Source organism: Nocardia abscessus (assembly GCF_015477775.1).
Taxonomy (GTDB): domain Bacteria; phylum Actinomycetota; class Actinomycetes; order Mycobacteriales; family Mycobacteriaceae; genus Nocardia; species Nocardia abscessus_A.
This window is the reverse complement of the sequence record NZ_JADLQO010000002.1, coordinates 186,447-208,736: the sequence shown is the minus strand read 5'-3', so window position 1 is coordinate 208,736 and position 22,290 is coordinate 186,447. Positions and strand designations below refer to the sequence as shown.

At 69.7% G+C, this 22,290-nt stretch carries 21 protein-coding genes; 18 read left to right on the top strand and 3 right to left on the bottom strand.

Annotated features, from left to right (window positions below):
* Positions 1 to 295: 295 nt before the first annotated feature.
* The 5 genes from IU450_RS06465 (at position 296) to IU450_RS06445 (ending at position 4,438) form a co-directional block, all read left to right on the top strand.
* A complete protein-coding gene (locus IU450_RS06465; RefSeq protein ID WP_195148876.1) occupies positions 296 to 919 on the top strand; it encodes a riboflavin synthase in 624 nt (207 codons plus the stop codon).
* Between the two features lie 571 nt (positions 920 to 1,490).
* Positions 1,491 to 2,735, top strand: coding sequence for a bifunctional 3,4-dihydroxy-2-butanone-4-phosphate synthase/GTP cyclohydrolase II (locus IU450_RS06460; RefSeq protein WP_195148875.1), 1,245 nt, complete (start codon positions 1,491 to 1,493; stop codon positions 2,733 to 2,735).
* 30 nt (positions 2,736 to 2,765) lie between these two features.
* Positions 2,766 to 3,245, top strand: coding sequence for a 6,7-dimethyl-8-ribityllumazine synthase (gene ribH / locus IU450_RS06455; RefSeq protein WP_195148874.1), 480 nt, complete (start codon positions 2,766 to 2,768; stop codon positions 3,243 to 3,245).
* 2 nt (positions 3,246 to 3,247) lie between these two features.
* Positions 3,248 to 3,748 (top strand): PH domain-containing protein, encoded by a 501-nt coding sequence (locus IU450_RS06450; RefSeq protein WP_195148873.1) that lies wholly within the window; start codon positions 3,248 to 3,250, stop codon positions 3,746 to 3,748.
* A 150-nt stretch (positions 3,749 to 3,898) separates the two neighbouring features.
* Complete coding sequence (locus IU450_RS06445) at positions 3,899 to 4,438, top strand: GNAT family N-acetyltransferase (protein ID WP_195148872.1); 540 nt, start codon at positions 3,899 to 3,901, stop codon at positions 4,436 to 4,438.
* A 76-nt stretch (positions 4,439 to 4,514) separates the two neighbouring features.
* On the opposite strand, the gene IU450_RS06440 is transcribed toward IU450_RS06445, so the two are convergent.
* Entirely contained in the window at positions 4,515 to 6,467 is a 1,953-nt protein-coding gene (locus IU450_RS06440; protein ID WP_195148871.1) for a gamma-glutamyltransferase family protein, read from the bottom strand.
* A 151-nt stretch (positions 6,468 to 6,618) separates the two neighbouring features.
* On the opposite strand from IU450_RS06440, the gene IU450_RS06435 reads away from it, so the two are divergent.
* The 10 genes from IU450_RS06435 (at position 6,619) to IU450_RS06390 (ending at position 17,161) form a co-directional block, all read left to right on the top strand.
* On the top strand, positions 6,619 to 7,308 hold the full coding sequence (locus tag IU450_RS06435) for an HAD family hydrolase (protein WP_195148870.1): 690 nt from the start codon (positions 6,619 to 6,621) through the stop codon (positions 7,306 to 7,308).
* Positions 7,309 to 7,458: 150 nt separating this feature from the next.
* The gene (locus IU450_RS06430) at positions 7,459 to 7,884 is read left to right on the top strand and encodes a hypothetical protein (protein ID WP_195148869.1); all 426 of its coding nucleotides are present in this window, start codon (positions 7,459 to 7,461) and stop codon (positions 7,882 to 7,884) included.
* Between the two features lie 121 nt (positions 7,885 to 8,005).
* Complete coding sequence (gene uvrC / locus IU450_RS06425) at positions 8,006 to 10,015, top strand: excinuclease ABC subunit UvrC (protein WP_195148868.1); 2,010 nt, start codon at positions 8,006 to 8,008, stop codon at positions 10,013 to 10,015.
* 113 nt (positions 10,016 to 10,128) lie between these two features.
* Positions 10,129 to 11,109, top strand: a complete 981-nt coding sequence (rapZ, locus tag IU450_RS06420) for an RNase adapter RapZ (RefSeq protein WP_195148867.1) — start codon at positions 10,129 to 10,131, stop codon at positions 11,107 to 11,109.
* On the top strand, positions 11,106 to 12,152 hold the full coding sequence (locus IU450_RS06415) for a gluconeogenesis factor YvcK family protein (protein ID WP_043693713.1): 1,047 nt from the start codon (positions 11,106 to 11,108) through the stop codon (positions 12,150 to 12,152). Before rapZ ends, IU450_RS06415 begins: the two co-directional genes overlap by 4 nt.
* Positions 12,143 to 13,126 carry a DNA-binding protein WhiA gene (whiA, locus tag IU450_RS06410; protein WP_043693711.1) on the top strand — a complete coding sequence of 328 codons (984 nt, stop codon included), beginning with the start codon at positions 12,143 to 12,145 and terminating at the stop codon, positions 13,124 to 13,126. Before IU450_RS06415 ends, whiA begins: the two co-directional genes overlap by 10 nt.
* Before the next feature lie 199 nt (positions 13,127 to 13,325).
* Complete coding sequence (gene gap, locus IU450_RS06405) at positions 13,326 to 14,345, top strand: type I glyceraldehyde-3-phosphate dehydrogenase (RefSeq protein ID WP_195148866.1); 1,020 nt, start codon at positions 13,326 to 13,328, stop codon at positions 14,343 to 14,345.
* A 5-nt stretch (positions 14,346 to 14,350) separates the two neighbouring features.
* Positions 14,351 to 15,565: a phosphoglycerate kinase gene (locus tag IU450_RS06400; protein ID WP_195148865.1), complete on the top strand. Its 1,215-nt coding sequence runs from the start codon at positions 14,351 to 14,353 to the stop codon at positions 15,563 to 15,565.
* Between the two features lie 2 nt (positions 15,566 to 15,567).
* Positions 15,568 to 16,353, top strand: a complete 786-nt coding sequence (tpiA, locus tag IU450_RS06395) for a triose-phosphate isomerase (protein ID WP_195148864.1) — start codon at positions 15,568 to 15,570, stop codon at positions 16,351 to 16,353.
* A 145-nt stretch (positions 16,354 to 16,498) separates the two neighbouring features.
* Complete coding sequence (locus IU450_RS06390; protein WP_195148863.1) at positions 16,499 to 17,161, top strand: DUF1579 family protein; 663 nt, start codon at positions 16,499 to 16,501, stop codon at positions 17,159 to 17,161.
* Between the two features lie 7 nt (positions 17,162 to 17,168).
* On the opposite strand, the gene IU450_RS06385 is transcribed toward IU450_RS06390, so the two are convergent.
* Positions 17,169 to 17,951, bottom strand: a complete 783-nt coding sequence (locus IU450_RS06385) for an META domain-containing protein (RefSeq protein ID WP_195148862.1) — start codon at positions 17,949 to 17,951, stop codon at positions 17,169 to 17,171.
* A gap of 299 nt (positions 17,952 to 18,250) precedes the next feature.
* Between IU450_RS06385 and IU450_RS06380 the strand changes: the two genes are divergently transcribed.
* The 3 genes from IU450_RS06380 to secG all read left to right on the top strand — a co-directional run bounded on the left by IU450_RS06380 (position 18,251) and on the right by secG (position 21,110).
* A complete protein-coding gene (locus IU450_RS06380; RefSeq protein WP_195148861.1) occupies positions 18,251 to 19,195 on the top strand; it encodes a DMT family transporter in 945 nt (314 codons plus the stop codon).
* A gap of 10 nt (positions 19,196 to 19,205) precedes the next feature.
* The gene (locus IU450_RS06375; RefSeq protein WP_324197565.1) at positions 19,206 to 20,804 is read left to right on the top strand and encodes an MFS transporter; all 1,599 of its coding nucleotides are present in this window, start codon (positions 19,206 to 19,208) and stop codon (positions 20,802 to 20,804) included.
* Positions 20,805 to 20,876: 72 nt separating this feature from the next.
* Positions 20,877 to 21,110, top strand: coding sequence for a preprotein translocase subunit SecG (gene secG / locus IU450_RS06370; RefSeq protein WP_043693695.1), 234 nt, complete (start codon positions 20,877 to 20,879; stop codon positions 21,108 to 21,110).
* Here secG and IU450_RS06365 read toward each other — a convergent pair.
* Positions 21,097 to 22,233 carry a YbfB/YjiJ family MFS transporter gene (locus tag IU450_RS06365; RefSeq protein WP_324197564.1) on the bottom strand — a complete coding sequence of 379 codons (1,137 nt, stop codon included), beginning with the start codon at positions 22,231 to 22,233 and terminating at the stop codon, positions 21,097 to 21,099. The genes secG and IU450_RS06365 overlap by 14 nt on opposite strands.
* Positions 22,234 to 22,290 lie beyond the last annotated feature (57 nt).

Genomic DNA, 22,290 nt, shown 5'->3' with positions numbered 1-22,290 from the left:
GTACGCCGAAAGGCGCCGAACGAATACCCGATCCCGTATCGCCCGGCGAATGCGGCGCGTGTGGAGATATTTTGTTCCACTTTCGATGGGACCGGCCGGTTCCGGCGGGCTCTCCCCGCCCGGCGGTTTGCTTCCTGCCTCGCAGGACCCGGAGCCTGCTCCGTCTGCGCGCGAACCCGGAACGCCGCTACCTCCTACGACCCGGCGTCGTTAGGCTGAGGGGCGCGGGAATAGCGGCCGGGACTCGCGCTGTTCCGGAACTCGAGGACAACGACGCGACAGGGAGTCGAAGCACATGTTCACAGGCATCGTCGAGGAGCTCGGCGAGATCGTCGCCAGCGAGCAGCTGACCGACGCCGCGCGGCTGACGATCAAGGGCAAGCTGGTGACCTCCGATGCCGGACACGGTGATTCGATCGCCGTGAACGGGGTGTGTCTGACCGTTGTGGACGTGGTCGGCGGCGACTCGTTCACCGTCGACGTCATGGCCGAGACGCTCAACCGCTCCAGCATCGGCAAGCTGGACGTCGGTTCGAAGGTGAACCTGGAGCGTGCCGCGGCGCTGAACAGCAGGCTCGGCGGCCACCTGGTCCAGGGACATGTCGACGGCACCGGCACCGTGCTCTCGCGCACCCCGTCGGAGAACTGGGACGTGGTCCGGATCTCGCTGCCGGAGAACATCGCCCGCTACGTCGTGGAGAAGGGGTCGATCACCGTCGACGGCATCTCGCTCACCGTCTCCGGTCTCGGCGTCTCCGACGAACCCGCCGAGACCGGCGGCCGGGACTGGTTCGAAGTCTCCCTCATCCCCACCACACTCTCGCTGACCAACCTCGGCTTCGCCGCCGTCGGCACCACCGTCAACCTGGAAGTCGACGTGATCGCCAAGTACGTCGAACGCCTCCAGCAGCGCGGCTAGCCGTGACCCCGCTCGTCCCCGTCCGCGCCGGACGAGGGTGCGTGGCGGGGGCGCGTGCGAAGCGCTTACGCCCTCGCGGAGCGCCGGGAATCGGCGAATACAAAAAGCCTTCACGCCCGCAATCCGGCAGCCGCGAGTGCTCGCCCACCCGCCGAACACCCTGGAGCGACGGGCATGCGGGGCGCCATGAGCGCGAAAAGACTCCGCTTGGTGAGCGTGAAATGGCGCAGCCCGCGCCGTGGCTGAGCCCGTCGTGTCCACCGGACAGCAATACCAACCGCCGCCAGCCCTCTCACCGAGCGCAGGGAAGCGCCGAACATACGGGTCCGGCGCTCACCAACTCGCGCGACCAGACGAACCTCACTCCGTCTTCCGAGCGAAGCGAGACCGAGCATGCGCCGTTCGCGGCCCGGCTCGCGTCCGAGCGGCCGCCGCGTCCGCGACGAAGTCGCCGGCGGCGGTCGCTCGGACGCGAGCCACAAGGGGGCCGCGAACACGCAGCGCCGCAGGCGCTGCAAATCCAACACAGTACTGTGGTGAGGCACCTATTTCGAGATGGAGCACAGCAGACGTGACCAGGTTCGACAGCATCGAGCGCGCAGTCGCCGATATCGCCGCCGGTAAAGCGGTCGTCGTAGTCGACGACGAGGACCGCGAGAACGAGGGCGACCTCATCTTCGCGGCGGAGAAGGCCACCCCGGAGCTGGTCGCCTTCATGATCCGCTACACCTCCGGTTACATCTGTGTGCCGCTCACGGGTGACGATTGCGACCGGCTCGGCTTGCCGCCGATGTACGCGATGAATCAGGACAAGCACGGCACCGCCTACACCGTCTCGGTGGACGCGCGCGAGGGCGTGACGACCGGTATCTCCGGCGCCGACCGCGCCACCACCATGCGGCTGCTGGCCGACGCCGACGCGAAGGCCGACGATTTCACCCGGCCCGGCCACGTGGTGCCGTTGCGCGCCAAGGACGGAGGCGTGCTGCGCCGCCCCGGCCACACCGAGGCGGCCGTGGACTTGGCGCGGATGGCCGGGTTGCGCCCGGCGGGCGTGATCTGCGAGATCGTCAGCCAGAAGGACGAGGGCCACATGGCCCGCACCGAGGAGTTGCGCGTTTTCGCCGACGAGCACGAGCTCGCGCTGATCTCGATCGCCGACATGATCGCGTGGCGGCGCAGGCACGAGAAGCACGTGGTGCGTGTCGCGGAGGCGCGCATCCCCACCGCGCACGGCGAGTTCATGGCCGTCGGCTATCAGAGCATCTACGACGAGGTGGAGCACGTCGCGCTGGTGCGCGGCGACATCAGCGACGGCGAGGACGTCCTGGTGCGCGTGCACTCGGAGTGCCTGACCGGCGACGTCTTCGGGACGCTGCGCTGCGACTGCGGCCCACAGCTGGACGCGGCGCTGGAGATGGTGGCGGCCGAGGGACGCGGTGTGGTGCTGTACATGCGCGGTCACGAAGGGCGCGGCATCGGCCTGATGCACAAGCTGCAGGCCTACCAGCTGCAGGATTCCGGTCACGACACGGTCGACGCGAATCTGGAACTCGGCCTGCCCGCGGATGCGCGCGATTACGGCACCGGCGCGCAGATCCTGGTAGATCTGGGTCTCCGCTCGATGCGGTTGCTCACCAACAACCCGGCCAAGCGGGTCGGCTTGGACGGCTACGGCCTGCGGATCACCGAGCGGGTGCCGATGCCGTTGCGCGCGAACGCGGAGAACTTGCACTACCTGCGGACCAAGCGGGACCGGATGGGGCACGACCTGATCGGGCTCGACGAGCTCGATCTGGGCGAGACGGCGCACTGAACTGCGAGCAAACCGGAAAGGCGGACATCGATGAGCGGTACCGGGGTACCGACCTTCGCGCTGGCCGACGCCAAGGAGCTCTCCTTGGGCATCGTCGCCTCGCGCTGGCACACCCAGATCTGCGACACCCTGCTGGCGAACGCGGAGCGGGTGGCCAAGGACGCGGGCGTCCAGCAGATCACCGTGGTGCGCTGCGCGGGCGCCATGGAGCTGCCGGTGGTGGCCCAGGAACTGGCCAAGTCGCACGACGCGGTGGTGGCGCTCGGCGTGGTGATCCGCGGTGACACGCCGCACTTCGAGTACGTCTGCGACGCGGTGACCGCGGGGCTCACCCGGGTTTCGCTGGACGAGGGCACGCCGGTCGCGAACGGGGTGCTGACCACCAACAACGAGCGGCAGGCCCTGGATCGGGCCGGGCTGCCGGAGTCACACGAGAACAAGGGCGAGCAGGCGGCCGCCGCGGCGTTGGACGCCGCGCTGACGCTGCGCGCCCTGCGGCAGTCCGCGTAGCGATGCCGGTCGTCCGTATCTTCCGCAGGAACGTGGGATCGCCCGCGACGGCAGGCGACGAGTCCGAGTGGGAGTTCGAGGTGCGGCCCCGGCGCGCGGTGCGGACGGCTTGGATCGTGGCGGTGCTGGTGGCGGCCACGTTCACCGCGGGCGGTATCTGGTTGCGCAGCGGATCGACCGGCGTCAACTTCCGGGTGGCCGATCAGATCGCGATGATCGGGATCGGTGTCCTCGGCGCCGCCGCGGTGCTGCTGCTGACCAGGCCGCGGGTGCGGGCCGGTGCGCGGGGCGTGTCGGTGCGAAACATCTTGGGCGACAACGATTTTCCGTGGGACTACATTCGGGGTGTGTCGTTTCCGGATCGAAAGTCCTGGGCGCGCCTGGAATTGGTCGATGACGACTACGTCCCGATGCTGGCGATCCGCTCCAACGACAAGGAGCACGCGGCGCGGGCGATGGCCCGGCTGCGTGAACTCGGCGCGAAGTATTCCGGGAGCGAGTGAGCGGGCCGGGTATTCGCCCCGAACCGTTCGCCTCGCGTGAGCTCTGATGCTGGTCCAGCCTCGCCGGTCCGCCTCGCGTGAGTGCGGACGCTGGTCTAGCCTCGCCGGTCCGCCTCGCGTGAGCGCGGACGCTGGTCTAGCCTCGCCGGTATGGAGTCGGGTGCGTTCGTTCTCGCGGCGGCTTTCGCCGACGATCCACTGATGACTTACTTCTGGCCGGGTTCGCCGCGGCGGCGAAAAGCGTTGCCGCTGTTCTGGGATTCGCGCATCGCCTCGCGCCGGAGCAACGGGCTGGTCGACCTCGCGCACGACGCGGAGGGCAACCTCGCCTGCCTGGCGCTGTGGGAGCCCGCGAACGTGGTGTCGCCGATGGCGAAGCCGCTGACCTTGCTGCGCGCCTTGGGGCGGGGTGCGGCGCGTGCGCTGGCCGCGGGCAGGCAGATGGAGCACGCGCGACCGGCGACGCCACACCTGTACCTGGCCGCCATCGGGACGTTGCCCGGCGCGCAAGGGCGCGGGCTGGCGACCGCGCTGCTCGAGCGGCGGCTGTCGGCGGCCGACCAGCACTGCTTCTTGATCTCCAACACCAGCGCCACCGTGCCCTTCTACGAGCGGTTCGGGTTCGAGCCGCAGGGCGAGCTGAGGATCGGCAGGGGGCCGGTCGTGTATCCGATGATGCGGACGCCGTAACCGCGCCCCTCGCCGAGTGCGCCGATTCGTGACGGCGCACTCGCGGTGCGCGACCTAGCTCGCCGCTGCGGGCCGATCAGTGGGTGTCGCCGAGGACCGCGCCTTCGCGGCGAGGGTCGGCGCCGCCGATCCAGCCGTCCGTGCCGGTGCGTTTCAGGGCGCTGAGGCCGCTGACCTGTGGTGCCACCGAGACTTGATGGCCCAGCTGCCGCAGGCGGAGCACGAGCGGGTCGTGATCACCGTTGTCGGTGGCGTTGATCGCGGGGTGCTCACCGCCGATGCCGGTGGACGGACTGTTCCCGGCGCCGAACGCGACCGCGGAGACCGCCTGCTGCGGGTCCAGACCCCAATCGAACATGTTGACCAGCGTTTTCACCACGAACTGGATGATCACCGAACCGCCGGGCGAGCCGGCGACATGGGTGAGTTCGCCGCGCGACCCGTCGGGGGCCTTGCCGAACACCAGCGTCGGGCTCATCGAACTGCGCGGGCGCTTGCCCGGCTGGATCCGGTTGGCCATCGGCACGCCGTCGGCGCCCAGCGGTTCGGCGTTGAAGTCGGTGAGCTGGTTGTTCAGCACGAAGCCGTCGACCAGGTGGAACGAACCGAACGCCGACTCGACGGTGGTGGTCATCGCCGCGGCGTTGCCGTACTCGTCGACCACCGAGATGTGGCTGGTGCCGTGCTCGGGCGGCTGCGGGCCGACGCCCAGCGGCACGGGGCCGAAGTCACCGGGCTGCGCGGTGCCCATGCTGCGGTTGGGATCGATCAGCCCGGCGCGCTGCCGCAGATAATCCCGGTTCAGCAGGGTTTGCGCCGAATTGCCCGGCAACGGGACGAAATCCGTGTCGGCCACGTACTTGTTGCGGTCGGCGTAGGCGAGGCGTTCGGCCTCCGAGATGAGGTGCACGGCCTGTGGATCGGGCTTGCCGCCGTTGCGGTCGATGTTGTCCGGCCGCATGGTGGCCAGGTCGAAGTTCTCCAGGATGCCCAACGTGGCGGCGACGGCGATGCCGCCGGACGAGGGGCTGGGCATGCCGCAGATCTCGTGTTCCCGGTAGCTCGTGCACAAGGCGGTGCGCTTCTTGGCCTGATAGCCGGCCAAGTCCTCGGTCGTGATCACGCCCGGGGTGCGCCCGCCGGAGGATCGGCCCGCCGCCGCGGCGATGTCCCGCGCGATGGCGCCGGTATAGAAGGCCTGGGCGCCGTCCGTGGCGACGGCGCCGAGCGTCTTGGCCATGGCGGGGTTGGTGAGCACGGTCTCGGCGGCCTTCGGGCTGCCGTCCGGGTTGAGGAAATACGCCTTGGCGTCCTCGTCCGCCGCGAGGTCCTTGGCCGACTCCGCGATCTGGCCCGCGAGGCGGGGACTGATCGGGAAGCCCTGATCGGCGAGACCGATAGCGGGGTCGAACAGCTCGCGCCACGCGGTCTTGCCGTGGTCGCGGTGTGCCAGTTCGAGCATCCGCAGCACGCCGGGCACGCCGATGGAGCGGCCGCTGGCCCGCGTGTTCGGCTTGGGCTCGGTGCGGTCGGTGTCGCTGATCCAGCGCAGGTAGTTCTCGGTCGCGGCCGCCGGGGCCACCTCGCGGCCGTCGTAGGCGTCCACGGTCTTGGTGTTCGCGTCGTAGTAGAGCAGGAACGCGCCGCCGCCGATGCCGGAGGCCTGGGGTTCGACCAGCCCGAGCACCGTTTGCGCCGCGATCAACGCGTCCGCAGCGGTGCCGCCGTCGCGCAGGACCTCGCAGGCGGCCTTGGTCGACACCGGGTTGGCCGTCGACACCGCGAAGGTGTGCGTGCGCACCGGCGTCATGTTCGCGCGATAGCCGGTCGCTATTTCCGGGTTGGTGCTGAGATCCTTGCTGCCGCTGCCCGCCGGGTCCGTCGCGCCTGCGGCGACCGGGGTGCCGTTAGGAACTGTCTCGCAGACACCGCCCGCCCCGTTCTCGCCGGACGAACAGGCGGTGGCCATTCCGACGGTGAGTGCGAACGCCGCCGCGGCGGCGACCCAACTTCCTCGCTTGCGCCCCATGCCCGGACTCTAACCCCCGGCGCCGACAGCCGCGCCGGTTTCCTTCCCACGGGCGAAATCGCCCTGACCACAGCGTGTGTCGAGCCGATGACGGGTGCGATCGTCCCGTGCGCGGCGGAGGTGCCGGGCGATCCGTCGGTAGGCTGGCCGGGTGGCGATCGAGGCGGTGCTGTTCGACTTCTCCGGGACCTTGTTCCGGCTGGAGGACGACGAATCGTGGTACGCGGATCTGACCTGGCCGGACGGCCGGGCGTTCGACGTGGGCGAGAAGGCCGAGATCATGCGGCGGATGACGGCGCCGGTCGACCACATCGCCGAATTCGACGCCGAGACGCAGTACGCGTGGGACCACCGCGACCTGGACCCGGCGCTGCACCGCAAGGTGATGATGCACGTGCTGCGCACTTCGGGCGTGCCCACCGACGAGGATGCCGAACGGCTGTATGCCCGCCTGCTCGACCCACTGGAGTGGACGCCGTACCCCGACAGCGAGGCCGTCCTGAACCATCTGGCGGCACAAGGCGTTCCGGTCGCGGTGGTGAGCAACATCCCGTTCGACATCCGTCCGTCGTTCGCGGCGCGTGGCTGGGATCGGCTGGTCGGTGCGTTCACTCTCTCCTACGAGGTCGGTGTGATGAAACCCGATCCGGAGATCTTCCACTCCGCTCTCGGCGAATTGGGCGTGCCCGCCGAGGCGGCGCTGATGATCGGCGACAGCGCCGAGGCCGACGGTGGCGCCGAGGCGGTGGGCAGCCGATTCGCTCTGGTGGAGGCCCTGCCCACCGCCGAGCGTCCGGACGCGCTGATGGCCGCCCTGCGGCGGCACGGCCTCGTGGAGTAGTTCCCCGGCCGCTCGGTGCGCGCCACGCACGCCGATGTCGCGAGCCCATTTGCCGAAGTCCGGCTTGTGGGGGAGGTCATCGTGTTACGGTGCGATTTCGGCGTATTCGCAGGTTGCGCCGAAAGGTTCGGTACCAACGGGGGTACGGCTGTGAGCTTGGCGTTCTCCGGTGAGGAGCCGTACATCGGCGTGGAAACGGCCATGCCGGAGTCGGTTCGGGATGTGCGGGAAGCGATCGCCGGGATGGCGGGTTTCGGACTCGCCTATCCCGTGCTGATGAATCTGACGCGCGGTGGCGACGCGGCCGCCACGGCGTCCACCCAGTTCTGCGTGGCCTGGGCACTGGGCCTTCTCGTGCTCGGGTTCACCGAAGGAGCGCACAGCGTGCGCAGGCTGACGGTCACGCTGGCCCTCCTGCAGGCGGTCCTCGGGTGCTGGGCGATCAGGGACCTCGCGACCGTCCCGCCCGTCGTCGGCGTCGTCGCCGCGGGCTATTCGCTCGCTACCTCGGGCGCTGTCGTGTACCTGCTGTGCCGCCCGGAAGCCAAGGCGTGGTTCGGCGTCCGCGCGCCCTGAGCCGTCCCGAGCGTCGCGGTGGCCGGGCCGCCGGCCGCGCTCGACAGGCGGCCCGGCCTCCGCTCGACAGAGGCGTGGGCTGCGGACGAATCGTGTCCGACCGCGCCGATAGGCTGGATGGGTGGCAGATCCAGCGACGTACCGGCCCGCGCCGGGCACGATTCCCGTCGAACCCGGTGTCTACAAGTTCCGGGACGCCCATCGACAGGTGATCTACGTCGGCAAGGCCAAGAGCCTGCGCAGCAGACTGAACTCCTACTTCGCCGACGTCGCGAACCTGCATCCGCGGACGCGGCAGATGGTCACCACGGCCGCGAGCGTCGAGTGGACGGTCGTCTCCACCGAGGTGGAGGCGCTGCAGCTGGAATACAACTGGATCAAGGAATTCGATCCGCGCTTCAACGTCCGCTACCGCGACGACAAGTCCTACCCCGTGCTCGCGGTCACCCTGAACGAAGAGTATCCGCGGCTGTTCGTCTACCGCGGCGCGCGCCGCAAGGGTGTCCGCTACTTCGGGCCGTTCGCGCATGCCTGGGCCATCCGCGAGACGCTCGATCTGCTGCTGCGGGTGTTTCCCGCGCGCACCTGCTCCAACGGAGTCTTCCAGCGGCACCGCCAGATCGGGCGTCCCTGCCTGCTCGGCTATATCGACAAGTGCTCGGCGCCGTGCGTGGGGCGGGTCAGCGCCGAGGAGCACCGGGCGATCGTCGAGGACTTCTGCGACTTCCTCGCGGGCCGCACCGACCGCCTGGTCCGGGAGCTGGAGCGCCGCATGCACCAGGCCGCCGACGATCTGGATTTCGAAGTCGCCGCCCGGCTACGCGACGACGTCCAAGCGCTGCGCCGCGCTCTGGAGAAGCAGGCGGTGGTGCTGGGCACCGGCACCGACGCCGACGTGATCGCCTTCGCCACCGACGAGCTGGAGGTGGCGGTGCAGGTGTTCCACGTGCGCGACGGCCGGGTGCGCGGCCAGCGCGGGTGGGTGGTCGACAAATCGGGTGACGCGGTCGACGTCCCCGAGGCGGGCGGTGAGCTCGCCGCGCTGGTCGAGCAGTTCCTCACCCAGTTCTACGGTGAGCAGGTCGCGGTGGCCGAGCAGGCGGCAGGCGAGCAGCCCGCCGCCGTGGTGCCGCGCGAGGTGCTGGTGCCCGAGCTGCCCGCCGACGTCGACCAGGTCCAGCACTGGCTGTCGGGGTTGCGCGGCTCGGCGGTGAAGGTGCGGGTACCTCAGCGCGGGGACAAGAAGGCGCTCGCCGAGACCGTGCAGCGCAACGCGATGGAGGCGCTGGCCCAGCACAAGCTCAAGCGGGCGGGTGACCTGACCTCGAGATCGCAAGCGCTGCAGGAGATCCAGGACGCGCTGGAGTTGGACACCGCGCCGCTGCGCATCGAGTGCGTGGACGTCAGCCATGTGCAGGGCACCGACGTGGTGGCCTCGCTGGTGGTCTTCGAGGACGGTCTGGCCCGCAAGTCCGATTATCGGCACTACACGATCAAGGAAGCGGCCGGCGAGGGCCGCTCAGACGACGTCGGCAGCATCGCCGAGGTGACCCGCCGCCGGTTCCTCAAGCTGCGCCGCGAGCGCGACCAGATGGAGCACGAAGATCTCGCTGCCTCGGGACCCGACGACGACGCGCTCGACCTGACCTCCCTTCCCGGTATCGATCCCCGCACCGGCCGCCCGCGCAAGTTCTCCTACCCGCCCAATCTGTATGTCGTGGACGGCGGCGCGCCCCAGGTGGCGGCGGCCGCCGAGGTGCTCGACGAGCTGGGCATCACCGATGTCGCGGTGATCGGCCTGGCCAAACGGCTGGAGGAGGTGTGGGTGCCGGGCGAGAGCGATCCGGTGATCCTGCCGCGCACCAGCGAGGCGCTGTATCTACTGCAACGGGTGCGTGACGAGGCGCACCGCTTCGCCATCACCTTCCATCGCAGCAAACGCTCGCGCCGGATGACCGCCTCGGCGCTGGACTCGGTGCCGGGTCTCGGCACGGCGCGCCGGACCGCGCTGGTCACCCATTTCGGGTCGGTGGCCAAGCTGAAGCAGGCCACGGTCGAGGAGATCACCGAAGTGCCCGGCATCGGAATGGCAACCGCAAAAGCGGTCCTTGCGGCCCTCGAGTCCGAATAGACAGTCGACAGTGCACCGGAAGTTTCGGTTTCGCGTACGTTGTGTGTCTGCGCCCGATACCGAAACCGGTGCGCGATGATCGGAAGGCACCCCAGAGACGGATCCGGTAGGACATGACACGCGTCGAATCGAACAGCAGTGCGGGCAGTCCGCCGACGAGTGCGGGACGAGTGGTCTCGTCCAGCGCGGTCGGCGGAGCGAACCCGCAGGTCGAGGTGGTGATCGTGACCGGGCTCTCGGGCGCGGGCCGCGGCACCGCCGCCCGCGTGCTCGAGGACCTCGGCTGGTACGTGGCCGACAACCTGCCGCCCGAGTTGTTCGAGCGGATGGTCGAACTCGGCGCGTCCGCCAAGCCGCCGATCCGGCGTCTCGCGCTGGTCATGGACGTGCGCAGCCGGTTCTTCACCGGTGATCTGTCGGCGGTCACCGAGCAGCTGCGGACCCGCGGCGTGCGCACCAGGGTCCTGTTCCTGGAGGCCTCCGACGATGTGCTGATCCGCCGCTTCGGTTTCGCGCGGCGCAGGCATCCGCTGCAGAGCGAGAGCAAGGACGGCACGCTCTCGGCCGGCATCGCCGCCGAACGGGTGCGGTTGTCGTCTGTGAAGGCCGCCGCGGACCTGGTGATCGACACCACCGAACTGTCCATCCATCAGTTGCACCGCAAGATGGAGGAGGCGTACGGCGGCGGCGCCCCCACCGCGCTGCAGCTCACCGTGCAGTCCTTCGGCTTCAAGTACGGGGTTCCGCTGGACGCCGACATGGTGTTGGATGTGCGTTTTCTACCCAATCCGCATTGGATACCGGAGTTGCGGGAACACACCGGTCAGGAAGCGGTGGTCAGCGAGTACGTGTTGTCGCGTCCCGGCGCGGACGACTACCTGCGTACCTGCCACCACCTGGTCGAGCTGACCACGAACGGTTACCGCCAAGAGGGGAAGCGATACATGACGGTCGCAGTGGGCTGCACCGGAGGCAAGCACCGGAGCGTCGCGATCGCCCAGGCACTGGGCGAGTTGATGAGCGAGGTCACCGGCAAAACGGAGGAGTCCGCCGACGTGGTCCGCGTCGTGCATCGAGACCTGGGGCGCGAATGACCGGCTGGGAATCCAATCCCAGCATCGTCGCGCTGGGTGGCGGACACGGTTTGTACGCGACGCTGACCGCCGTGCGGCGGTTGACCAGGAAGATCTGCGCGGTGGTCACCGTCGCCGACGACGGCGGCTCCTCGGGCCGGTTGCGCGCCGAGCTGGGTGTGCTGCCGCCGGGGGATCTCCGGATGGCCCTGGCGGCCTTGGCCGCGGACGCCGACGGCGTGTGGACGCAGACCGTCCAGCATCGATTCGGCGGCACCGGCGCGCTGGCGGGGCACTCGGTGGGCAACCTGATCCTGGCCGGGCTCACCGAAGTGCTCGGTGACCCGGTCGCCGCCCTCGACGAAGTCGCCCGCATGTTGCGCATCACCGGCCGGGTCCTGCCCATGTCGCCCATCGCGCTGGACATCGAGGCGGATGTATCTGGGCTGGAGGCGGATCCACGGGTGAGCCGCTGCATTCGCGGCCAAGTTGCCATCGCGACGACGCCGGGTAAGGTGCGGCGAGTGCGGCTGATTCCGTCCGATCCACCGGCCAGTCCGGAGGCCACCTCGGCGATCGAACACGCGGACGTCGTGGTGCTCGGCCCGGGATCGTGGTTCACCAGTGTGATTCCGCACGTCCTCGTCCCGGAGCTACGCGAAGCCCTGGTCTACACCAGGGCGCGGAAAGTTCTCGTGCTCAATCTCGCCGCGGAGCCGGGGGAGACCGCCGGGTTCTCCGCGGAGCGGCATTTGCACGTACTGTCCCAGCACGCACCGGAATTCGTCGTCGACGAGGTGCTGGTCGATTCCGGCTCGGTGCCGGAGGGCCGCGAGCGGGAACACGTGGCCAGGGCTGCCGAGCAGTTGCGGGCACGAGTAACCTTCTCCGATGTCGCCGAAGCGGGAACGGACCGGCATCACCCCGGAAAGCTTGCCGCCGCACTGGATCAACTGATCCGGCAACCTCGGCCGCAAATGGCAGGGCTTCGAGTCGAGGGACGGCACATGGGTCAGGATGTGCGTTCCGGGTTGGGTGGAAAGGAGCGCGTCCCGTGGCGATGACAGCCGATGTGAAAGACGAGCTGAGCAGGCTCACGGTGTCGCAGGTGAGTTCCCGCAAAGCGGAACTGTCCGCACTGCTGCGTTTCGCGGGCGGCCTGCACATCGTCGGCGGCCGGGTGATCGTCGAGGCGGAGGTGGACATGGGTTCCATCGCGCGCCGGCTGCGCCGGGAGATCTTCGAGCTCTACGGTTACGGCTCCGACGTGCACGTGCTCGGGGCGGGGGGACTGCGCAAGACCTCCAGGTACGTGGTGCGCGTCTCCAAGGAGGGCGAGGCGCTGGCCCGGCAGACCGGCCTGCTCGACGTGCGCGGCCGTCCGGTGCGCGGCCTGCCGGCACAGGTGGTCGGCGGCAGCATCGCCGACGCCGAAGCCGCTTGGCGCGGCGCGTTTCTCGCACACGGCTCGCTCACCGAACCCGGCCGCTCCTCGGCGCTCGAGGTCAGCTGCCCCGGGCCCGAGGCGGCGCTGGCGCTGGTCGGCGCGGCCCGGCGGCTCGGCATCACGGCCAAGGCGCGCGAGGTGCGCGGCACCGACCGCGTGGTGGTCCGCGACGGTGAGGCCATCGGCGCGCTGCTGACCAGGATGGGCGCGCACGGCACCCGGATGGTCTGGGAGGAACGCAGGCTGCGCCGTGAGGTGCGCGCGACCGCGAACCGGCTGGCCAACTTCGACGACGCCAATCTGCGCCGCTCGGCGCGGGCCGCGGTCGCCGCGGCGGCCCGGGTGGAACGCGCGCTGGAGATCCTCAGCGACGACGTTCCCGACCATCTCGCCGCCGCGGGCAGGCTGCGTGTGCAGCACCGGCAGGCGTCGCTCGAGGAACTCGGCCAGCTCGCCGACCCGCCGATGACGAAAGACGCTGTCGCGGGCCGCATCCGCAGGCTGCTGTCGATGGCCGACCGCCGCGCCAAGGAACTGGGTGTCCCGGACACCGAATCGGCCGTGACGGCCGAACTGCTCGACGAAGCCTGAGCCGCGTTTTCCCTCGTGATCCCCGTGACGTCGTGCGTCGCGGGGATCACGGCGTTTCGACTGCGGAAACCGTCTTGGTCGGGCGTCTGACCAGGCATGCCGCCCGCGCGAATGCCAGGTGCGTGTCGGCGAGGTCACGGCAGGACGTTAGTGTGAATGGGCATCGGAATGATCCGCTGGAAAGTTGAGGAGCGATAACGTGACTGTCCGGGTAGGCATCAACGGCTTCGGTCGTATCGGACGTAACTTCTTCCGGGCGGTGGAGGCGCAGAAGGCGCTCGGCACCACCGACATCGAGATCGTCGCGGTCAACGACCTCACCGACAACGCGACCCTCGCGACCCTGCTCAAGTACGACTCGATCCTGGGCCGTCTGCCCCAGGATGTCTCGCTCGACGGCGACGACACCATCGTGGTGGGCGACCAGCGGATCAAGGCGCTGGCCATCAAGGAGGGCCCCGCCGCCCTGCCCTGGGGCGACCTGGGCGTCGACGTGGTCGTCGAGTCCACCGGCATCTTCACCGATGCCACCAAGGCCAAGGGCCACCTCGCCGCCGGCGCCAAGAAGGTCATCATCTCCGCCCCGGCCAAGGGCGAGGACATCACCATCGTCATGGGCGTCAACGACGACAAGTACGACGGCAGCCAGAACATCATCTCGAACGCGTCGTGCACCACCAACTGCCTCGGCCCGCTGGCCAAGGTGCTCAACGACGAGTTCGGCATCGAGCACGGCCTGATGACCACCATCCACGCCTACACCCAGGACCAGAACCTGCAGGACGGCCCGCACAGCGACCTGCGCCGCGCCCGCGCCGCCGCCCTGAACATCGTGCCCACCGGCACCGGCGCCGCGAAGGCCATCGGCCTGGTGCTGCCCGAGCTGCAGGGCAAGCTGGACGGCTACGCGCTGCGCGTGCCGGTCCCGACCGGTTCGGTCACCGACCTGACCGCCACGCTGCGCAAGTCGGCCACGATCGAGGAGATCAACGCCGCCTACCGGGCCGCCGCGGAGGGCCCGCTGAAGGGCATCCTGAAGTACAACACCGATCCGATCGTCTCCAGCGACATCGTCACCGACCCGGCCTCGTCGATCTACGACGCTCCGCTGACCAAGGTGATCGACAACCAGGTCAAGGTCGTGTCCTGGTACGACAACGAGTGGGGCTACTCCAACCGTCTCGCCGATCTCATCGGCCTCGTCGGCAAGTCGCTCTGACGCGTATGGCTGTCAAGACACTCGCGGATCTGCTCGGCGAGGGCGTCGAGGGCCGGGGCGTGCTGGTGCGCTCCGACCTGAACGTCCCCCTCGACGACCAGGGACAGATCACCGATCCCGGTCGCATCGTCGCCTCGGCGCCGACCATCAAGGCGCTCGCCGAGGCCGGCGCCAAGGTCGTCGTGACCGCGCATCTGGGCCGCCCGAAGGGCGAGCCGGACCCGAAGCTCTCGCTGGCGCCGGTGGCCGCCCGGCTCGCCGAGGAGCTGGGACGCAACGTCCAGCTCGCCGGTGACGTCGTCGGCCAGGACGCGCTGGCGCGGTCGGAGGGCCTCACCGACGGCGACGTGCTGCTGCTGGAGAACATCCGCTTCGACGCGCGCGAGACCAGCAAGGACGACGCGCAGCGGGCCAAGCTGGCCGCGGCACTGGTCGAGCTGGTCGGCGACGACGGAGCATTCGTCTCCGACGGCTTCGGCGTGGTGCACCGCAAGCAGGCTTCGGTGTACGACGTGGCCGAGCTGCTGCCGCACTACGCGGGCACGCTGGTCGCGGCCGAGGTCGAGGTGCTGGCCAAGCTGAGCCGGAACCCGGAGCGGCCGTACGCGGTCGTGCTCGGCGGTTCCAAGGTCTCCGACAAGCTGGCGGTCATCGAGGCGCTCGCGCCGAAGGTCGACACGCTGGTGATCGGCGGCGGCATGTGCTTCACCTTCCTTGCCGCACAGGGCTATTCGGTGGGCGCCTCGCTGCTGCAGGAGGAGATGGTGGACACCTGCAAGCAGCTGCTCGAACAGTACGCCGACGTCATCCACCTGCCCCGCGACATCGTGGTGGCCGACAAGTTCGCCGCGGACGCGGAGTCGAAGGTGGTTCCCGCGCACGAGATCCCGGACGGCTGGCTGGGTCTGGACGTGGGGCCGGAGTCGGTACACCGCTTCGCGGTGCTGCTGACCGAGGCGCAGACCGTCTTCTGGAACGGCCCGATGGGCGTGTTCGAGTTCGAGAAGTTCGCCGCGGGCACCCGCGGGGTCGCCGAGGCGATCGTGACCGCCACCGGCAAGGGCGCGTTCACCGTGGTCGGCGGCGGCGATTCGGCCGCGGCCGTGCGTGCGCTCGGCCTGCCGGATGACGGCTTCTCGCACATCTCCACCGGTGGCGGTGCGTCGCTGGAGTACCTGGAGGGCAAAGAACTTCCGGGCATCGCGGTGTTGGAGGACTGAGCATGGCACGCAAACCGCTCATCGCGGGCAACTGGAAGATGAACCTCAATCACCTCGAGGCCATCGCTCTGGTGCAGAAGATCGCGTTCGCGCTGCCGGAGAAGTACTTCGACAAGGTCGACGTGGCGGTGATCCCGCCGTTCGTCGACCTGCGCAGCGTGCAGACGCTGGTCGAAGGTGACAAGCTCCTGCTCACCTACGGCGGCCAGGACGTCTCGGTGCACGAGTCCGGCGCCTACACCGGCGAGATCAGCGCGAGCATGCTCGCCAAGCTGGGCTGCACGTTCGCCGTGGTCGGGCACTCCGAGCGGCGGCAGTACCACAACGAGGACGACGCCACCGTGCTGGCCAAGGCCAAGCAGGCGCTGAAGCACGGGATCACCCCGATCGTGTGCATCGGCGAGGGCCTGAACGTCCGTGAGGCGCAGACGCACGTCGAGTACAACCTCGAGCAGCTGCGCGGATCGCTCAAAGGCCTGACGGCGGAAGAGATCTCGAAGATCGTCATCGCCTACGAGCCGGTGTGGGCGATCGGCACCGGCAAGGTCGCCACCCCCGCCGACGCGCAGGAGGTCTGCGGCGCGATCCGCGGGGAGCTGGAGAAGCTGGCCTCGCCGGAGGTCGCCGCCGGGGTCCGCGTGCTCTACGGCGGATCGGTCAACGCCAAGAACGTCGGAGAGTTGGTCGCCCAGACCGACATCGACGGCGCGCTGGTCGGCGGCGCTTCGCTCAAGGGTGACGAATTCGCCACCCTCTCGGCGATCGCCGCGGGCGGCCCGCTGCCCTGATCTCGGCACTACGCGCAACAGCCCGGTATCGCGGACAGCGATACCGGGCTGTTGCCGTTTTCGCCGAGAGTGATCACGGATGCTCGGCGGCCGGTGCCCGTGCGATGATGGCCGAGCTCGAAACAACGGCCTGACAAGGATTTTCGTGACTCTTCGCAAGCTGTCCACCGCCCTTCCGGTCGCGCTGGTCGCGCTGGCCGTGCTCGCCGGGCTCGTCGGCTGTTCCGACGACTCGGCGCACGACCACGATCACGCCCACCACGACACGGCGCCGACCACCGCCGCGGCGGCGGTGCGGCCGGAGCAGCAGGACGCGGGGCACCGCAGGATCGGCCAACTGGTCGGGGAGTGGAAGGGCGAGAAGTCGACCTTCGTCGCGGGCGGCACTGCGGACAATCCGACCAAGCGGGAAATCGTCTCGCGCTGGGAATGGATCGCCGAGACCGGCAACAACTTCCTGCGGGAGGAAGCCGAGGACGTCCAGGGCAGCAGCGCGTACTACCGGCTCGGACTGCTGGGATTCTCACCGACCGACAACCGCTACGAGTGGTCGACCGTCGACAGCGTCACGCCGATGACCATGAGCTACAAGGGCGCGAAGGGAAGCGGCGGCGACGCCGACATCGTCATGGCGGGCGAATTCACCGATCCCGGCGTGCTGGGCCCGCAGTTCGTGGGCAAGACGATCCCGATGCGCACGGTGATCCGGCTGGAGTCGGCCGACCGGGTCGTCATGGAGATCTCTTTCACTCCGCCCGGCGAACCGGAGCGGATCGCCGATCGCGTCGTGCTCACCCGGAAGAAGTAGCGGGCCCTCACTGCGCGCGCAGGACCAGGCCCGCGCCGTTGTCGTTGCGCAGGGTCAGCATGTCGGCGTCCACCGTGACGGCTGTCTTGCCGTCCAAAGCTTGGAGCATGGACTGCTCGACCTCCATCGCCTCCGGCGAGCACAGCATCTTCGTGGTGGCGACCCGGAAGACGATCTGCGTGCCGGACACCTCGGCGCTACCGGTCAGGCGATTGCATCCGGTGGTCCCGGAGACGCTGCCGTCCTCGGCGATGGCGAGCGTGGGCTGCGCTTCGTCGAGGGCACGCGAGCGGACCTGGCTGTTGTCGGTGATGAACCCGGTGACCAGCCAGGTCGTGCCCTTGACCGGTTTGTCCGGCCGAGCGACCTTCTTGTCGAGCAGGGTCACCGTGCGGTCGGGGCTGTGCAAGGTGAGCCGCGAGTCGTCGAGGCGCCAGCTGGGCTGGGAATTCAGCAGGCCGCTGAGCCACTCGTCGGCGTCGCGCCGATCGTCCTCGCAGGCCATCAGGGTGGTGGACAGGCCGGAGACGTGCAGGACGTGGTCGTCCAGCTCGGCCGCGCCGGTGAATTTGTTGCACCCCGCGTCGGCGGTGACGCGGCCCTCGGAGAAGCTGATCGTCAGCGGCCCGCCGCCGGGAATCGGGGTGCCTTCGACGTTGGTCGAGAGAAAGGTGCGGCCCACCGGTGTCGGCTCGTCGGCGCCCCGGTCCGGCTCCCCGCTCGAGCACGCTGCGATCGCGCAGAGGGCGAGCAGGACCAGCGTTCCTGATCGCGCGAAGTGTGCCGTCATGCGGCGATGCTACCGATGCCCGGCGGCGTGACCCCGGTTTTCGCCGGTCGGGACGGCCTGGCGACGAACTCCCTCCGGAGCTTCCCTCCGGCGAAATCGAATCTCATGGGATGACTTGCCTCGCGTCGTATTAGGATCCGTGTCGTGCATCGATGCTTCCCCATCACCCCGCCGCCCGCCTCCTGAGCGAGGTGTAGGTTTCCAGCGCGCCACCGAGCGGTGAGCGCGCTCTCTTCGGCATCATTGCGCACCTCGCTTCCGCGACCCCATCCCTCTTCGTCGCAGGAGCGCGATTCTTCATGTCCTCGTCTATGTCCACGACCGGCCGTTCGGGGCTGGTCTATCTCGTCGCGGCCGGAATCCTCTGGGGCACCGGCGGTCTGCTCGGTACGTTGGTGCACCGGGCCACCGGGCTGTCTCCGGTCTCCGTCGCCACCTGCCGCCTCGCCGTCGGCGGGCTCCTGCTGGTGGCGCTGCTCGCGGGCGCCCGGCGGCCGTGGCCGCGAGATCCGCTGGCCTGGCGCAGGATCGGCGCGGTCGCGGTGCTCGCGGCGGCCTTCCAGGCGGCCTATTTCGGCGCGGTCGCGATGTCCTCGGTCAGTCTCGCGACGTTGCTCACGATCGGTATGTCGCCGGTGGTCGTCGCAGTCTTGGAGCACGTCAGCGGAAGGCATCCGGTGGACCGGCGGCGCGCGGCCACGATCGGTCTCGCCCTGGGCGGACTGGCGTTGCTGGCCGGTGTTCCGTCCGGCGCCGCCGGCGTCGGCGGGTTGCTGATCGGCGCGGCGCTGGCCTCGCTGGCCGCGGCCGCGTTCGCGACGGTCACCGTGATCAACGCCGCGCCGGTGCCCGGGCTCGACGCGATGACCACGACCGGCCTCGGGTTCACCGGCGGCGCCTTGCTGCTGGCTCCCGTCGCGGCGACCAAGGGCCTGACCTTCGACCCGACCATCGGCAGCATCGCACTGGTACTGGTGCTCGGGCTGGCGCCCACCGCGGTCGCCTACACCTTCTACTTCCGGGGCCTCTCGGATGCCGGCCCCGGGATCGCGGCGGTGCTCGCACTGCTCGAACCCCTCACGGGCGCGGCGCTGGCGGCGGTCGTCCTGGGCGAACGGCTCACCGCGACGGGACTGACCGGCGCCGCGCTGCTCATCGGGGCGCTGTTGCTCGCGGCGGCGCCCTCGCATGCCGCGATCGAGGGCCCGGACACGACGTCTGAGCCGCGCCTGCCCCGCGACTAAGCTTCGGCGAGTGACTTCTGCCGCGACGACCCCGGGTTCCACATGGTCGCCGCTGCGTTCACCGGTGTACCGCGCGCTGTGGGTGGCGCAGCTGGTGTCGAATCTCGGCACGTGGATGCAGACCGTCGGCGCACAGTGGATCATGGTCGACCAGCCCAACGCGGCGGCGCTGGTGTCGTTCGTGCAGACCGCCATCACCCTTCCGGTGATGCTGCTGGCCATCCCGTCCGGGGTGATCGCCGACCTGGTGGATCGACGCTGGTTGCTGCTCGGCGCGCAATCCACGATGGCGGTGCTGGCGATGGTTCTCGCCGTCTCGACGGCGACCGGGCACACCACGCCCGCCGTGCTGCTCACGTTGTTGTTCCTGCTGGGCTGCGGGCAGGCGCTGACCGCGCCTGCGTGGCAGGCGATCCAGCCGGAACTGGTCGCCCGCGAGCAGATCCCGGCGGCGTCCGCGCTGGGCAGCATGAACATCAACATCGGCCGGGCGGTGGGGCCCGCGCTGGCCGGAGCGCTGGTCTCGCTGTCCGGGCCGACGCTGGTGTTCGCGCTGAACGCGGTCTCGTTCGTCGGAATCGTCGTGGTTCTGGCGCTGTGGCGCCGACCCGCGACCGATCGGCGCCTGCCCACCGAGCGTCCGCTGGCGGCGTTGCAGGCGGGTACCCGGTTCATCCGCGCGGCTCCGGCGATCCGGCGGGTGCTGCTGCGCTCGATCCTGTTCATCGCGCCCGCGAGCGCCGTCTGGGCGCTGTTGCCGGTGATCGCGCGCGACCGGCTCGGGCTGTCGTCGTCGGGATACGGGCTGATGCTCGGCGCGATGGGCGTCGGTGCGGTGCTCGGCGCCGCGGCGCTGTCGCGCCTGCGGGCGTTGCTGACCCCGACGCAGCGGCTAACGATCGCCGCGGTCCTGTTCGGCGCGGCGACGGCGGGGACGGCCCTGTTGCGCGTCGTGCCGATGGTGCTGGTGCTGCTGGTGTTCGCGGGGCTGGCGTGGCTGCTGGCGATGTCCACGATGAACTCGACCATGCAGCTGCTGCTGCCCGCCTGGGTGCGCGCCCGCGGGTTGTCGGTGTACCTGCTGGTGTTCATGGGTGGCCAGGCGATCGGCTCACTGGTCTGGGGCCTGGTCGCGGACGCGATCGGCTCGGTGCCCGCGCTGCTGTGGGCCGCGGCGCTGCTCGTCTTCTGCGCGGTGAGCACGGTGTGGCTGCCCATCCGCAACGATCCCGAACTGCTCGACCTGACCCCCTCGGCGTTCTGGCCGGAACCCGAGCTGGCGGTGGAACCCGAACCCGACGACGGTCCGGTACTGGTTTTGCGCAGCTACGACGTTCCGCCGGAGAGCGTCGAGGAGTTCCTGGCCGCCATGGCCTTCGTCGGGCGGTCCCGGCAGCGCACCGGGGCGATGGAATGGCGTCTGTATCGCGACGTCGGAGTGATCGACCGCTATGTGGAGGCCTTCGTCGTGCGGTCCTGGGCCGAGCACATGCACCAGCATCAGATCCGGCTCACCGCGCAGGACCAGCTGCGCGAACAGGCCGTCGCGAAGTTCGGCACCGACGAGGGGGACCAGGTCACCCACTTGGTCGCGGTCGATCGGCGCTAGGGCGGACCCGCGGGGGAGGCGGCCCGAGTGCCTGATTCGGTGCGATCGCACCGACCGCATAGACTGTCCGGCATGCGGATGTTCCTGGATATCCTCCTGATCATCACCAGCCTGCTGCTGGTGCTGCTGGTGCTGCTGCACCGCGCCAAGGGTGGAGGTTTGTCCAGCCTGTTCGGCGGCGGTGTGCAGTCCAGCCTGTCCGGGTCCACCGTCGTGGAGAAGAACCTCGACCGCGTCACCATCTTCACCGGCGTGATCTGGCTGATCGCCATCCTCGGCATCGGCCTGGAGATCAAGTTCGCCTGATCTCGGCGGTCACCGCACCCGCCGTGAGCGCCGCCGCGCCGAGCGCTACCGCGGCGATGACGAACGCGGCGGAGTAGCTCGTCCCGAGCACCGGGACAACCACCAACGGGCCGAGGATCTGTCCGGCTCCGTATCCGGCCGTCAGCGGCGCCGCCGCGGCCCCGTCGGTCAGCTCGGCGCCGACTCGCATCGCGAGCATGACGATTCCGACGAACGTCCCCCCGAACAGCGCCGCCGCCACCACCGCGGCCCAGATCGCATCGGACACGACAGGCAGCGTCGCCGAGACGCACTGCGCCCCCAGCGCGACAGGCAGCAGGAGCGCCGGAGACCAGCGCCGCGCGGCCACGGCCCAGAGCACGGTCGAGACCGTTGCCGCTGCGCCGACGACGATCCACATCGCCGAACCGGTCACCGGCCCTCGGTCCGCGCTCACCGCCGCCACCAGGAAGGTACCGATCACGATGTACCCGAAGCCTTCCAGGAAGTAGGCGACGAACAGAGCGCGCCAAGCCCGCAGGGCGCGCGCCGCCCCGCGTGGGACGCGCTGCCCAGGACGGAGGTCCAGACGCCACACCGGGACCAGGAGGGCGGCGGTGAGCGCCGCGGAGACCAGCCACAGAATCTGCCATGACACCACCGGCCGCAATGCCAGCACCAGCAGGCCGGTCCACGCGATGCCGAAGCCGATGCCGCCGAAGACTGTTCCCGCCGACTGCCCGCCTGCGCCGGGACGGCTCGCGAAGCTCGCGCAGGCCACGAAGATCACCGCACTGGCGATGCCCGCGACCAGGCGCAGGAGGGCGAGAAGCAGGATCGGCCCCGGCGCCGCCATGAGCGCTTCACTCGCGATCAACAGTGCGGCCGACGTCAGGAAGATCGAGCGGTTGCCGAGCACCGGACGCCAGGTGAGCAGCAGCGCGCCGAGCAGATATCCGGCGTAGTTCGCGGTCGCGATCAGGGCGCCGTCGTATGCGGTGATGCGATCCGCGTCGACCATGAGCGGCAGCAACGGCGTGTACACGAAGCGGCCGACGCCCATCGCGGCGGCCAGCCCGGATGCCGCGGCCACCGCGGGTGCGCGGCCGTGGCGGGGGGCGCGGGTGCGGACAGCGGTGGTCACCGCTCGACCGTACGAGGCCGTGGCCGCACTCGGGAAATGCTTTCTGTGCACGGTGTA